The 14,147-nt window shown below is 59.9% G+C and carries 8 protein-coding genes and 1 pseudogene; 8 read left to right on the top strand and 1 reads right to left on the bottom strand.

The window, feature by feature from the left end:
- The first annotated feature begins 113 nt into the window (after nucleotides 1–113).
- The 4 genes from rplJ (at nucleotide 114) to HMPREF2932_RS00030 (ending at nucleotide 1,888) form a co-directional block, all read left to right on the top strand.
- Entirely contained in the window at nucleotides 114–635 is a 522-nt protein-coding gene (gene rplJ, locus HMPREF2932_RS00040) for a 50S ribosomal protein L10 (protein ID WP_010189711.1), read from the top strand.
- An 86-nt stretch (nucleotides 636–721) separates the two neighbouring features.
- The gene (rplL, locus tag HMPREF2932_RS00035) at nucleotides 722–1,108 is read left to right on the top strand and encodes a 50S ribosomal protein L7/L12 (protein WP_046647762.1); all 387 of its coding nucleotides are present in this window, start codon (nucleotides 722–724) and stop codon (nucleotides 1,106–1,108) included.
- A gap of 134 nt (nucleotides 1,109–1,242) precedes the next feature.
- On the top strand, nucleotides 1,243–1,566 hold the full coding sequence (locus HMPREF2932_RS12930) for a type II toxin-antitoxin system RelE/ParE family toxin (RefSeq protein WP_328287805.1): 324 nt from the start codon (nucleotides 1,243–1,245) through the stop codon (nucleotides 1,564–1,566).
- Nucleotides 1,544–1,888 (top strand): HigA family addiction module antitoxin, encoded by a 345-nt coding sequence (locus tag HMPREF2932_RS00030; RefSeq protein WP_246818589.1) that lies wholly within the window; start codon nucleotides 1,544–1,546, stop codon nucleotides 1,886–1,888. The genes HMPREF2932_RS12930 and HMPREF2932_RS00030 overlap by 23 nt, the downstream gene beginning before the upstream one ends.
- 17 nt (nucleotides 1,889–1,905) lie before the next feature.
- Here HMPREF2932_RS00030 and HMPREF2932_RS00025 read toward each other — a convergent pair whose 3' ends face one another.
- Nucleotides 1,906–3,150, bottom strand: a complete 1,245-nt coding sequence (locus tag HMPREF2932_RS00025; RefSeq protein WP_070516463.1) for an MFS transporter — start codon at nucleotides 3,148–3,150, stop codon at nucleotides 1,906–1,908.
- 160 nt (nucleotides 3,151–3,310) lie between these two features.
- Between HMPREF2932_RS00025 and HMPREF2932_RS00020 the strand changes: the two genes are divergently transcribed.
- From HMPREF2932_RS00020 to HMPREF2932_RS00005, 4 genes and pseudogenes are all read left to right on the top strand, one after another.
- Nucleotides 3,311–4,267: a cell envelope lipid trafficking protein PgfA gene (locus tag HMPREF2932_RS00020; protein ID WP_070516461.1), complete on the top strand. Its 957-nt coding sequence runs from the start codon at nucleotides 3,311–3,313 to the stop codon at nucleotides 4,265–4,267.
- 306 nt (nucleotides 4,268–4,573) lie between these two features.
- A complete protein-coding gene (locus HMPREF2932_RS00015; protein WP_070516458.1) occupies nucleotides 4,574–8,053 on the top strand; it encodes a DNA-directed RNA polymerase subunit beta in 3,480 nt (1,159 codons plus the stop codon).
- Between the two features lie 102 nt (nucleotides 8,054–8,155).
- Nucleotides 8,156–12,151, top strand: coding sequence for a DNA-directed RNA polymerase subunit beta' (locus HMPREF2932_RS00010; RefSeq protein ID WP_071409349.1), 3,996 nt, complete (start codon nucleotides 8,156–8,158; stop codon nucleotides 12,149–12,151).
- Between the two features lie 383 nt (nucleotides 12,152–12,534).
- A pseudogene (locus tag HMPREF2932_RS00005) lies at nucleotides 12,535–14,147 on the top strand (hypothetical protein); the annotation flags it as partial.

Raw genomic sequence — 14,147 nt, 5'->3', positions numbered from 1 at the left:
CCCTGTGCTCTTGCACGGGGCTTTTGTTATTTCGGTTGTCCATCGGGCAAGCGGAGTAGGGAAGGCCCCGGCGGAAAACACAAGAGATGTTTCGAAAGGAGGCGAAGTAGAAAATGGCAAACCCGAAGAACACCGCAGACCTGGCGGCACTGAAGGAGAAGCTCGAGGGTGCAAACTCCATCGTGCTTACCGAGTACCGTGGCCTGACCGTGGGTCAGCTCCAGGAGCTGCGTAACAACCTCGGCTTTGACGTTGAGTACTCCGTCGCCAAGAACACCCTTTTCAAGATCGCTGCCAACGAAGCTGGCATCGAGGGTCTTGACGAGCACCTGACTGGCCCGACCGCTATTGCGTTCATCAAGGGCGAGGCAGTGGATGCTGCGAAGGTCATCACCAAGTTCGCTGATGACAACAAGGCACTCGTTATCAAGGGTGGCTACATGGACGGCAACGCTCTGTCTGCCGACCAGGTTGAGGCCATCGCCAAGCTGGACAACCGCGAGACCACCCTCGCAAAGCTGGCTGGCGCCATGAAGGGTTCTATGGCAAAGGCTGCCGCCGTATTCAACGCTCCTGCAACCAAGATGGTCCGCACCGCTGCGGCCCTGCAGGACAAGAAGGCTGCGGAAGCTTAAGACGCCACTTACAGGCGCACAACTTAAACACACACACTTATCTGGCTGCCTAGTGCGGCTAGGAACAATGAGAAAGGATGCCAATCATGGCTAAGCTCACCAAGGACGAGCTCATTGAAGCTTTCAAGGAAATGACCCTCATCGAGCTCTCCGAGTTCGTCAAGGAGTTCGAGGAGGTCTTCGACGTTGAGGCCGCCGCTCCGGTTGCTGCTGTTGCTGCTGGTGCCCCGGCTGCCGGCGGTGCCGCTGAGGAAGAGAAGACCGAGTTCGACGTCGTTCTGACCGACGCTGGCGCTAAGAAGATCGGCGTTATTAAGGCTGTCCGCGAGATCGTCTCCGGCCTGGGCCTGAAGGAAGCTAAGGAGCTCGTTGAGGGTGCTCCGAAGGCTATCCTCGAGGGTGCTTCCAAGGACGACGCTGACGCTGCTAAGGCTAAGCTCGAAGAGGCTGGCGCTTCCGTCGAGCTCAAGTAATTCACCTGAATTACTAAAGCTTTCCTGCGCAGTACACTCGCTGCGCTCCAACAACCCCGTTCCGCTTTTTGCGCGGTGCGGGGTTGTTCCCGTTTTGTCGGGACCCCGATGGCCCAGCGGATTCTAAACATTTCGTGTCAGGTCTTGACACTAGGGTCAAAAAGAGACACTATTGGGGTGTGCAATTTCGGCGTAGAAGTCTCGAGCGGTTCCATCAGGATGGTGTGCCGCCGCGATATATTCCATCGGAATTGCGTTCGGTAGTGCGCCGCAAGTTACTTATGATTGGGCGGTCTGTAAATGTCACGGACCTTCGGATTCCACCAGCAAACCGGTTGGAGCGGCTCAAGGGTGACCTAGAGGGCTACTACTCAATTCGCGTCAACTCGCAGTGGCGCATCATATTCAAGTGGACACCCGAAGGAGCTGTTGACGTTGACTTTATCGACTACCACTGACGCGCATACTCATGTTGATGTTGTTTCTGTTCCGCATCCTGGAGAAATCCTTCTCCTAGAATTCCTCAAACCCTGTGGTATTACCCAGTATCGCCTGGCCAACGACATTGGCACTACCCGCTCTCAAGTCTCCAAAATTACCCGCGGTACGCTCGGTATCAGTGCCGATATGGCTTTGCGTTTGTCGGCCTACTTTGGGAACTCCGCGGAGTTCTGGCTCGGACTCCAAGAGGAATACGATCTGTGGAAAGCTCGCCAGATCACGGATGTCAGCGCTATCGTTCCGTGGAATCACAAAGAAGAAGCCGACTCTCACTCATAGAAACAGTTGACTTACGCTTATGAGTGGCTAGGGGAGTCCTCTTTCTCCTTCGCGTCTGCTTGCGCAAGGGCGCGATCGGCTCTGCGCACAAAGATGAGGGCGGGCCCGATTGCGAGGAGCCCGGCGAGCGCATTTGCCCACAAACCAGTGGTCAAGGTCCAGCGATGAGATATTGCGGCCAGAGGGGTCGACCACACACTAGAGAGTGAAACGACGGTGCTCATTTGGATATTGGTGACTCGGCCAAATGTTTCTTCGGCCATAAGCCTGTGGAGTGCGGCATAGGTTACCGCGCCGGCGGCTGGGGCTGTAAGAACGGACAGTCCTAGCGGGATGATCATCAACAGGCTGGGGCTGAGCAGGGCACCACATGCGATTGATGCAGCAACCCAGGCACATGTGCCTACCTGAAGGGCTGCGAAGGAAAACTTCTTTTGCATCCAACCCGTCGACAAAGCACCCACAATCCCGATGAGGCCGATGGACGTGCGGGCTAGTCCCGTTACCCATCCAGGGTTGTTCCCCTCCTCCAGTATGAGGACAGCCATGAACAGTGAGCCGTTAATTGCACAGTTCGACAGTGTTTGCATGGCAATGAGCCCGCGAAGTAGGGGCGAGCGAGCCACGATGGCTAAGCCTTCCTTGGTTGTGCGTAGGAGCTTGTTCTCTGCCTTCTTTGCGGGGTCTAGGTTAGCCCTGATGAAGAGGAAGAAGACGATGGTGAGGAAATTTGCCAGACCGACAAAAACGAAGGGCAGTGCCACATTGACTTCTAGAAGTGCGCCGCCCACAGTGGGGCCGATGAGTCCCGCAAATTGCAGACGCGCTTGGATGAGCCCTTGTTTGGCGGCGAGTTGTTCTTCCTCAACGAGCTGGGGCAGGCAAGGGTCGGAGCAAGCTTGGCCTATTCGGTAAAAGAGCATCATGCTCCCGAGTAGCGCACCGAAGACGATGGGGGAGAAGCTTCCGGAGAGGATGAGACCCGCTAACGCGAGGTTGAGCACCCCAGCCAGCGCGTTGGTCACAATGATGAGTGGCTTGCGGCGCCACATATCCGCAAGAGAGCCTCCGATGATGCCGCCTGCCAGTGCAGCTATTCCGGTGATGGTTCCATACAGACCGGCAAGGGTAAGGCTATCGCTCAAGCGTAGAGTGACCACCGGAATAGCAAGCCCGGCTCCTACCCCGGCTATCTGAGCCACGAGGTCTGACCATAGGTAGAGGCGGAAGTCTCTGTTCTTGCGTTGGGGGTCATTCTTCATTGATTACTGCCAATCCCATGATGCGATCTTGAATGTGAGCTGGAGCACTTAGTTTAGGTTATTTAACACTCCTTTAGCCCCCCGTCAATGCCGCGTAAATGTGAAACGCACCCTCCGGGGAAATGTGTTTTGAGCAAACGAATCGGTAGGATAAGCCACCATGCTGCCCAAGTCCCGCATCTTCTCCGTCCTCCTGCTCGGCCTCGGCGTTGCGCTGATCGCGGCCGGCCTGACGGCGTCGAGCTTCTTGAGCTTTAGTCCGCGCCTGCCGTTGGATATCGAGGACACGACGTGGACTTTGCAGGATGACAACGCTACCGCGCAGGAGCTATCCGCGGAGGGCGTTACGCAGTATGAGGGGCCGATGACTTATCAGCTCAACCTGGACATCCAGGACCCAGCAGACAAGGAGACAGCGACTCTGCGGGTGGGGGAGTCCGCCATCCGCGGCGGCACGGGCAATGTGGAGGACTTGAGCTTTGCCCGCGTGTGGAACTATCCCGTCGATCGCCTCAGCGGTGAGGCTACGGGCCCGGCGGCGCTCTCCCACACCATGGGCTCGCCCACGGCGGAGGTGCCCGTTGAGGGCTACTGGCTGAAGCTGCCCGCCGATGCCGAGCAGACCACCTACCCGGTCTTCGATCCGGTCCTGCGCAAGGCGGCCGACGCCGTCTTCGAGGAATCCCTCGACATCGACGGCCGCACGGTCTATCGCTACCGCCAGGAGATTGAGCCCACCAACGTGGCCACCCTCTATGCCGGCAGTACGACGACCACGCTGAGCAACGAGGATGGCTCCACCGAACAGGGCTACCTCTTCCACGCCGCAACCCGGGACCTCTTTGTGGACCAGGCCACCGGACTCGTCGTGGGCATGGACGTCGATATCAAGGACTACTGGGCCGACCGCGAGGGCAACGAGCGTGAGGTGCAGTTCGCCTTCAATGGTGCGACTTCTGAGGAATCCCGCGCGGAGTTGCTCCAGCAGGCCGAGCGCTTCCCGCGGAGTGCTGTGGGGCAGTGGGTACGCTGGGGCGGCATTGGAGTCGGTGCGCTTCTGGCGTTGCTTGGGGCGCTAGGCGCTTTCCGACGTCCCACTAGCCGCCACTCCCGCTAGCACTCCCGCTAGCTGCGCGTGCTAGGGGCCCGCGCGTGCGGATCTACGTAGCGACACGCCGGGGGCGCGTTTCGCCTTTACAAGGCCGCCCTTATGCTATAGGCTATTTCGTTGCGCTGGAATCTGGATCTTTAGTGCACATTTAGCCTTTCGAGCGGTGATGGTAAAACCGACTTGACAAGGTGATTTTGTGCATTCTAAACCCAGTCATTCCACAGCAGACCGAATGCTAAATCTACCAGCGGTTTTGCACCTCACCGGCCAGGGTGGGGAGGCAATCCGCCAGAGGTACTGGAAGGACCCATCTTGGCAGTCTCCCGCCAGACCAAGTCAGTGGCCAACATCCCTGGAGCCCCGAAGCGATACTCCTTCGCTAAAATCAGCGAGCCTATCGCCGTCCCGGGCCTCCTCGATCTACAACTCGATTCTTACGCGTGGCTCATCGGCACCCCCGAGTGGCGCGAGCGCGAGCAGGCAGAGCGCGGCGAAGACGCACGCGTGACGAGCGGCCTTGAGGATATCCTCGAGGAGCTTTCGCCGATCCAGGACTACTCGGGCAACATGTCCCTGTCCCTGTCGGAGCCTCGCTTCGAGCCGGTGAAGAACACCGTGGACGAGTGCAAAGAGAAGGACATCAACTACTCGGCGCCACTGTACGTCACCGCAGAATTTATCAACAACGACACCCAGGAGATTAAGTCCCAGACCGTCTTCATCGGTGATTTCCCGATGATGACTGAGAAGGGCACCTTCATCGTCAACGGCACCGAGCGCGTTATCGTCTCGCAGCTCGTGCGTTCCCCGGGTGTGTACTTCGACCAGACCATCGACAAGTCCACCGAGCGCCCGCTGCACTCCGTGAAGGTCATTCCTTCCCGCGGTGCGTGGCTCGAGTTTGACGTCGACAAGCGCGACACCGTCGGCGTGCGCATCGACCGCAAGCGCCGCCAGCCGGTGACCGTGCTGCTCAAGGCCCTGGGTTGGTCCGAGGAGCAGATCAAGGAGCGCTTCGGCTTCTCCGAGCTCATGATGTCCACGCTCGAGTCCGATGGCGTGGCCAACACCGATGAGGCTCTGCTGGAGATCTACCGCAAGCAGCGCCCGGGCGAGCAGCCCACGCGCGACCTCGCGCAGGCACTGCTGGATAACTCCTTCTTCCGCGCCAAGCGCTATGACCTGGCCAAGGTGGGCCGCTACAAGGTCAACCGCAAGCTCGGCCTAGGCGGAGACCACGATGGTCTGATGACCCTGACCGAGGAAGACATTGCCGTCACCCTCGAGTACCTCGTGCGCCTGCACGCCGGCGAGCGTGAGATGAAGGCCCCGAACGGTGAGATGATCTCCATCCACACCGACGACATCGACCACTTTGGTAACCGTCGTCTGCGCACCGTCGGCGAGCTCATCCAGAACCAGGTCCGCGTGGGCCTGTCCCGCATGGAGCGCGTCGTCCGCGAGCGCATGACCACCCAGGACGCGGAGTCGATTACCCCGACCTCCCTGATCAACGTTCGCCCGGTTTCTGCTGCCATCCGCGAGTTCTTCGGTACCTCCCAGCTCTCGCAGTTCATGGACCAGAACAACTCCCTGTCCGGCCTGACCCACAAGCGCCGCCTGTCTGCGCTGGGCCCGGGCGGTCTGTCCCGTGAGCGCGCCGGCATTGAGGTGCGAGACGTTCACGCTTCGCACTACGGCCGCATGTGCCCGATTGAAACGCCGGAAGGCCCGAACATTGGCCTGATCGGCTCGCTGGCTTCCTACGCTCGCGTGAACGCTTTCGGCTTCATCGAGACCCCGTACCGCAAGGTTGTGGACGGCAAGGTGACCGACCAGGTGGAGTACCTCACCGCCGATGAAGAGGATCGCTACGCCATCGCGCAGGCCGAGGTGGAGAAGGATGCCGACGGCACCCTGACCGGCGACCGCATCGAGGTCCGCCTCAAGGACGGCGATATCGGCGTGACCGACGCTGCCGGCGTTGACTACGTCGACGTTTCCCCGCGCCAGATGGTCTCCGTGGCTACCGCCATGATTCCGTTCCTCGAGCACGACGATGCTAACCGTGCCCTCATGGGCGCGAACATGCAGCGCCAGGCCGTGCCGCTGGTTCGCTCCGAGGCCCCGTACGTGGGCACCGGTATGGAGCAGCGCGCTGCCTACGATGCCGGTGACCTCATCATCACCCCGAAGGCGGGCGTGGTGGAGAACGTCACCGCGGACCTCATCACCATCATGGATGACGAGGGCCAGCGCGATACCTACATGCTGCGCAAGTTCGAGCGCACCAACCAGAACACCAACTACAACCAGACCCCGCTGGTGTCCCTGGGCGAGCGCGTCGAGGCAGGCCAGGTGCTTGCCGACGGCCCCGGTACCCACAACGGTGAGATGTCCCTCGGCCGCAACCTGCTGGTTGCCTTCATGCCGTGGGAAGGCCACAACTACGAGGACGCCATCATCCTCAACCAGCGCATCGTGGAGGAGGACATCCTCACCTCGATCCACATCGAGGAGCACGAGATCGATGCTCGCGATACCAAGCTGGGCCCGGAGGAGATCACCCGCGAGATCCCGAACGTCTCCGATGACGTTCTGCGTGACCTCGACGAGCGCGGCATCGTCCGTATCGGTGCTGACGTCCGCGCGGGCGACATCCTCGTCGGTAAGGTCACCCCGAAGGGTGAGACCGAGCTGACCCCGGAGGAGCGCCTGCTGCGCGCCATCTTCGGTGAGAAGGCTCGCGAGGTGCGCGATACCTCCATGAAGGTGCCGCACGGTGAGACCGGTAAGGTCATCGGCGTTTCCCGCTTCTCCCGCGAGGATGATGACGACCTGGCCCCGGGCGTCAACGAAATGATCCGCGTCTACGTGGCTCAGAAGCGCAAGATCCAGGATGGTGATAAGCTCGCCGGCCGCCACGGTAACAAGGGCGTTGTGGGCAAGATTCTCCCGCCGGAGGATATGCCCTTCATGGAGGATGGCACCCCGGTGGACATCATCCTTAACACCCACGGTGTGCCGCGTCGTATGAACATCGGCCAGGTTCTCGAGGTTCACCTCGGCTGGCTGGCACACGCCGGTTGGAAGATCGATACCGAGGATCCGGCCAACGCCGAGTTGCTCAAGACCCTGCCGGAAGAGCTGTACGACGTCCCGCCAGAGTCGCTCACCGCAACCCCGGTCTTCGACGGTGCCACCAACGAGGAGATTTCTCGCCTGCTGGCTTCCTCCAAGCCGAACCGCGATGGTGACGTCATGGTGGATGAGCACGGCAAGGCCCGTCTCTTCGATGGTCGCTCCGGTGAGCCCTACCTGTACCCGGTATCCGTCGGCTACATGTACATGCTCAAGCTGCACCACCTCGTCGACGAGAAGATCCACGCTCGCTCCACCGGCCCGTACTCCATGATTACCCAGCAGCCGCTGGGTGGTAAGGCACAGTTCGGTGGCCAGCGCTTCGGTGAGATGGAGGTGTGGGCAATGCAGGCATACGGCGCTGCCTACACCCTGCAGGAGCTTCTGACCATCAAGTCCGATGACGTGGTCGGCCGCGTCAAGGTCTACGAGGCCATTGTCAAGGGTGACAACATCCCGGATCCGGGTATCCCGGAGTCCTTCAAGGTCCTCCTCAAGGAGCTGCAGTCCCTCTGCCTCAACGTGGAAGTTCTCTCCACCGACGGCACGCCGATGGAACTGTCTGGCTCCGACGAAGACGACATGGACGGCGCTCCGTCCCTGGGCATTAACCTGTCCCGCGACGAGCGCTCCGACGCAGACATCGCCTAGCTTTTGGTCCGCCGCTTATCTACGGCGGCGGGCATAACGAAACACCACCTACATACAAAGCCATCAACTTCCCCCTGACGGGGGATGAAAGGGAGACATTACGTGTTTGACGTAAATCTCTTCGACGAGCTCCGCATCGGGCTGGCCACCGCAGAGGACATCCGTCGCTGGTCCAAGGGCGAGGTCAAGAAACCCGAAACCATTAACTATCGCACCCTCAAGCCGGAGAAGGACGGCCTCTTCTGTGAGCGCATCTTCGGCCCGACCCGTGACTGGGAGTGCTCCTGCGGTAAGTACAAGCGCGTGCGCTACAAGGGCATCATCTGTGAGCGCTGTGGCGTCGAGGTGACCAAGTCCAAGGTTCGCCGCGAGCGCATGGGCCACATCGAGCTGGCCGCGCCGGTTACCCACATCTGGTACTTCAAGGGCGTTCCTTCCCGCCTGGGCTACCTGCTGGACCTGGCTCCGAAGGACCTTGAGCGCATCATTTACTTCGCTGCCAACATCATCACCTCCGTGGATGAGGAAGCTCGCCACAATGACCAGTCCACTCTGGAAGCAGAGATGCTGCTGGAGAAGAAGGACGTCGAGGATGACGTCGAGGCAGAGATCGCTGAGCGCGCTGCCAAGCTCGAGCAGGATCTGGCCGAGCTGGAGGCCGCCGGTGCAAAGGCCGACGCCCGCCGCAAGGTCCAGAACGCTGCCGATAAGGAAATGCAGCACATCCGCGAGCGCGGTGAGCGCGAGGTTGCTCGCCTCGACGAGATCTGGAACACCTTCATCAAGCTGGCTCCGAAGCAGATGATCATCGATGAGACCATCTACGAAGAGCTGGTTGACCGCTACGAGGATTACTTCACCGGCGGCATGGGTGCAGAGGCTATCCAGACCCTCATCCGTAACTTCGACCTCGAGGCTGAGGCCGAGGAGCTCAAGGAAATCATCAACAACGGCAAGGGCCAGAAGAAGATGCGCGCCCTCAAGCGCCTGAAGGTTGTTGCAGCCTTCCTGCGCTCGGGCAACGACCCGGCCGGCATGGTGCTCGACGCTATCCCGGTGATCCCGCCGGAGCTGCGCCCGATGGTGCAGCTGGACGGTGGCCGCTTCGCGACCTCCGACCTCAACGACCTCTACCGTCGCGTGATCAACCGCAACAACCGCCTCAAGCGCATGATCGACCTCGGCGCTCCCGAGATCATCGTGAACAACGAGAAGCGCATGCTGCAGGAGTCCGTTGACGCGCTCTTCGACAACGGCCGCCGCGGCCGTCCGGTCACTGGCCCGGGTAACCGCCCGCTGAAGTCCCTGTCTGACTTGCTCAAGGGTAAGCAGGGCCGCTTCCGCCAGAACCTGCTGGGTAAGCGCGTGGACTACTCCGGTCGTTCCGTGATTATCGTTGGTCCGCAGCTCAAGCTGCACGAGTGTGGTCTGCCGAAGCTCATGGCTCTGGAGCTGTTCAAGCCCTTCGTCATGAAGCGCCTGGTGGAGAACGACTACGCACAGAACATCAAGTCCGCTAAGCGCATGGTGGAGCGCCAGCGCCCTGAGGTGTGGGACGTCCTCGAAGAGGCCATTTCCGAGCACCCGGTGATGCTGAACCGTGCACCGACCCTGCACCGCCTGGGTATCCAGGCCTTCGAGCCGAAGCTGGTCGAAGGTAAGGCCATCCAGCTGCACCCGCTGGCTTGTGAGGCCTTCAACGCTGACTTCGACGGTGACCAGATGGCAGTCCACCTGCCGCTGTCCGCCGAGGCGCAGGCTGAGGCACGCGTGCTGATGCTGGCCTCCAACAACATTCTGTCCCCGGCTTCCGGTAAGCCGCTGGCTATGCCGCGCCTGGATATGGTTACCGGCCTGTACTACCTCACCATGGACAAGGGCGAGGACGAGATCGGTGGCGCGGGAGCTTACGCTCCCGCAGACGAAAACGGACCGGCCCAGGGCGTGTACTCCTCCTACGCGGAGGCCATCATGGCTCGTGACCGCGGCGTTCTGGGCCTGCAGGCTCCGATCAAGGTGCGCATCTCCCACCTGCGTCCGCCGTCAGACATCGAGGCTGAGCAGTTCCCGGATGGTTGGCAGAAGGGCCAGGCATGGCTCGCTGAGACCACCCTCGGCCGCATCATGTTCAATGATCTGCTGCCGTGGAACTACCCGTACCTCGAGGGCGTCATGGTCCGTAAGGGCGGCGCCGGCAACAAGATGCTGCTCGGTGACGTCATTAATGACCTCGCCGCGAAGTACCCGATGATCACCGTTGCCCAGGTTCTGGACAAGATGAAGGACGCGGGCTTCTACTGGTCCACCCGTTCCGGCGTGACCATCACCATGCACGACGTTCTGGTTCTTCCGAACAAGACCGAGGTCCTCGAGTCTTATGAGAAGGAAGCAGAGCGCATCGAGCGCAAGTACTGGGAGCAGGGTGCCCTGACCGAGCGCGAGCGCTACGACCGCCTGGTTGAGCTGTGGAAGGACGCCACGGACACCGTGGGTAACGCCGTCGAGGAGCTGTACCCCGACGACAACCCGATTCCGATGATCGTGAAGTCCGGTGCTGCCGGTAACATGCGTCAGATCTGGACCCTGGCCGGTATGAAGGGCATGGTTGTGAACTCCAAGGGTGACTACATCACCCGTCCGATTAAGACCTCCTTCCGCGAGGGCCTGTCGGTTCTGGAGTACTTCAACAACTCGCACGGCTCCCGTAAGGGCCTGGCGGATACCGCTCTGCGTACCGCTGACTCCGGTTACCTCACCCGTCGTCTGGTGGACGTGGCACAGGATGTCATCGTCCGCGAGGAAGACTGTGGCACCCGTCAGGGCGTGCGCGTCCCGATCGGCGTCGAGGTTGCCGAAGGCTCTTACGACCTGCACGAGCTGTGGGAGACCTCCGCATCCGGTCGCGTCGTGGCTAACGACGTCAAGGATGAAAACGGCGAGGTTATTGCTGAGGCAGGCGCTGACCTGACCGAGGAGCTCAGCCGCAAGATCGTCGCCGCTGGCGTTCTGGAAATCAAGGTTCGCTCCGTGCTGACCTGCCAGACCCCGGCTGGTGTTTGCGCGAAGTGCTACGGCAAGTCCATGGCCTCCGGCAAGCTGGTCGATATCGGCGAGGCAGTCGGCATCGTGGCCGCACAGTCCATTGGTGAGCCGGGTACCCAGCTGACCATGCGTACCTTCCACCAGGGTGGTGTCGGTGGCGATATTACCGGCGGTCTGCCGCGTGTTCAGGAGCTCTTCGAGGCCCGCAACCCGAAGAACCGTGCTCCTATCGCTTCCGTCGACGGCACCGTGTCCCTGTCCGATGAGGGCAACTTCTGGACCCTGACCATCACCCCGGATGACGGTTCCGACAACGTGGTCTACGAGAAGCTGTCGAAGCGCCAGGGCCTGGCTCAGGTTCGCCGCCCGATGGAGTCCAACCCGGACGCCATGATCGAGCGCTCCCTGCGCGACGGTGACCACGTCAGCACCGGTGACCGCCTCATGCGTGGTGCGGCCGACCCGCACGACGTCCTGGAGGTTCTCGGCCGCCGTGGTGTGGAGAAGCACCTTATCGACGAGGTTCAGGCTGTCTACCGTGCACAGGGTGTGGCCATCCACGACAAGCACATCGAGATCATCATCCGCCAGATGCTGCGTCGCGGTACGGTCATTGAGGCCGGTTCCACCGAGTTCCTGCCGGGTACCCTGGTTGACCTTTCTGAGGCCAAGCAGGTTAACGCCGCTCAGGTTGCTGAGGGTGGCCAGCCGGCTCAGCTGCGCAGTGAGATCATGGGTATTACCAAGGCCTCGCTGGCTACGGAGTCTTGGCTGTCTGCTGCGTCCTTCCAGGAGACCACGCGTGTGCTTACCGACGCCGCCATCAACAAGCGCTCGGATCAGCTCATTGGTCTGAAGGAGAACGTCATCATCGGTAAGCTGATTCCGGCTGGTACGGGTATTTCCCGCTACCGCAACATCAGCGTCAAGCCGACTGAGGCCGCACGCAATGCTGCGTACTCCATCCCGAGCTACGGTGATTCCATCTACGGCGACGATGGCTTCGGTGAGTTCACCGGCGCTTCCGTTCCGCTGGAGGAGGACTACACCTTCTAACTGTCACACGGTGTAAGACACGCCGGGACTAGCCGTTTGGACTAGAGTGCGCTGCCCCCGTCACCACCCCTTCTGTAGGGGTGGTGACGGGGGATTTTCTATCTGCCGACAAAATCACAAACATAAACATCCTGTGGACGGCATAAACATTGGAGCGGGCTGTGACCTGCAAATTTATGATTTTCTAATCAACAAAAGCGCCATGACATACACGAACACCGTTAACCCCGGGCGAGATTTGCGCTTGCGGGAAGCTGCGGGGGGGGGGGGTAGGGTCTCAGCTTGAGTCCAGTCTGCCTTCAGGAACTCTTAAGAGGCTGCGAAGTCCGAGGTGGGGGCGGCTGTTGACCAGTTCTTTAATTGTTCTCAAGAAAGGATTCTTCATGAATATGAAGAGTTTCAACGGCTCCGCTCGTCGTCGGGGTACGACGATCGCAGCCGCCGCGCTCTCCGTCGCGATGGTTGCGCCCTTCGTTCATCCGGTAGTCGCACCTCAGACCGCTGCAGCGGCTCAGGCCCAAGAGTCTACCGCGCCTGCTTCGAACGCTAATGTGATTGAGGCAGATGCCATCGCCAATGGATACATTGGTTCTGGAACCGACATGACAAACGCAAAGTCGACATTGTCCGGTCGCGCCTACATCGATGATGGGTCGGGCTTTGGCCCGACCGATGCTGGCAACCTTCCAGTTCCGGAAGGAACCACTGTTTACATGCAGTGGATTGATAAGGATGGTGCTGTTTCCCCGGTATATTCTGCAAAGACCTCCAACCAACTGAGCAGCGACAAGACCTCTCAGGCGGGCCCAGGTGCGTATGCATTCGATTTGCGCGAGCCGTGGACGGATGTGCACGGTAAGGAGCACACCTATACTGCTAGTGCTAAGCAGTATTACAAGCTTTGGATCAACCCTTTCACTGATGAGCGCAACGGTGCGACGGTTGTTCCTTTCCGACAGGTTGGTGGATTCTTCCCTGGTGCCTTCATGAATTCGGCTGGTGCTAGCCAGCAAGGAGCATGGAATACTATTGGCACCAACATGCAGCGCACTTCGGTCCTAATGCAGAATGAGGGGGAAACCTCTTATATGCATAAGCCAAAGGCGGAGTGGGTAAAGGATACAGAGGAAACCCTGCCGAACCAAGCAGGCAACCTCGGCATGAAGAACCACGTGGGTGGACGTGTCTGGCTTGAGACTCGCGACATTCGCGTTGATGGGCCGGATATGACTGGTAGCGATGTTGCTGCTGCCGGTTTCAACGTGGTGATGAGCGTTCTCACACCAGCGGGCATCGGAGAATATGCGGCAAAGGTTGAGACTCTTCCGCTGGCGCAACAGCAGGCTGCCGCGAAGCAGCTCCTAGAGGAGCACCCAGAGTACATCGCAGAGACGGTAACCACCAAGGTTGGAGAGGATGGTTACTACTCGGTCAAGTTCTCGGATGGGAAGCTGACGAACGAGTCGAAGAAGTACCTATACGCCCATGTAGAGTCCCCTGATGGTAAACCTATGATCGGCTACTCTGGTTGGCGTCTGCCTCTGTACCAGAGCCCAACGGCAAACGGCGGGCGTAACCCCAACCCAATTGCCGCACAAAACCTGGTTGCTAACCCAATGTGGTACAATGTAAATTTTGCACTGGTACCTAGGCATAACGTGTCGCTGGATATCACGAACTACGACATGACTGAGAACCCTGCTCGCGCAGGCGACACGCCGGCTTTGGACGTCAAGGGGCCGTTCCCTGTAACTCCTAACAAGATCGTTTGGAAGAAGAACGGCGAGGAATTCAAGACCTGTGAGGGCATCACTTCTGAGGCAGAGGCTAATAAGTGTGTATTTGTCGTTCCTGAGGACGCGGTTAAAGGCGATGTTTTCACCGCTGAGTTTGTCACCGGTGATAGTACGGTGATTGCTGCTGACTCTTTCGTGGTAACGGATAAGCCTTATGCCGAAGAACTCGAGCCGGAGTACAAGTCCGAGCTGGTTGTTCC

Source organism: Corynebacterium sp. HMSC074H12, from assembly GCF_001813755.1.
GTDB lineage: Bacteria > Actinomycetota > Actinomycetes > Mycobacteriales > Mycobacteriaceae > Corynebacterium > Corynebacterium hiratae.
This window is presented reverse-complemented; position numbering and strand designations above follow the sequence as displayed.

Coding starts and splice junctions, on each gene's coding strand:
- rplJ (WP_010189711.1), top strand. CDS start 114: ATGGCAAACCCGAAGAACACCGCAGACCTGGCGGCACTGAAGGAGAAG.
- rplL (WP_046647762.1), top strand. CDS start 722: ATGGCTAAGCTCACCAAGGACGAGCTCATTGAAGCTTTCAAGGAAATG.
- HMPREF2932_RS00025 (WP_070516463.1), bottom strand. CDS start 3,150: ATGAAGAATGACCCCCAACGCAAGAACAGAGACTTCCGCCTCTACCTA.
- HMPREF2932_RS00020 (WP_070516461.1), top strand. CDS start 3,311: ATGCTGCCCAAGTCCCGCATCTTCTCCGTCCTCCTGCTCGGCCTCGGC.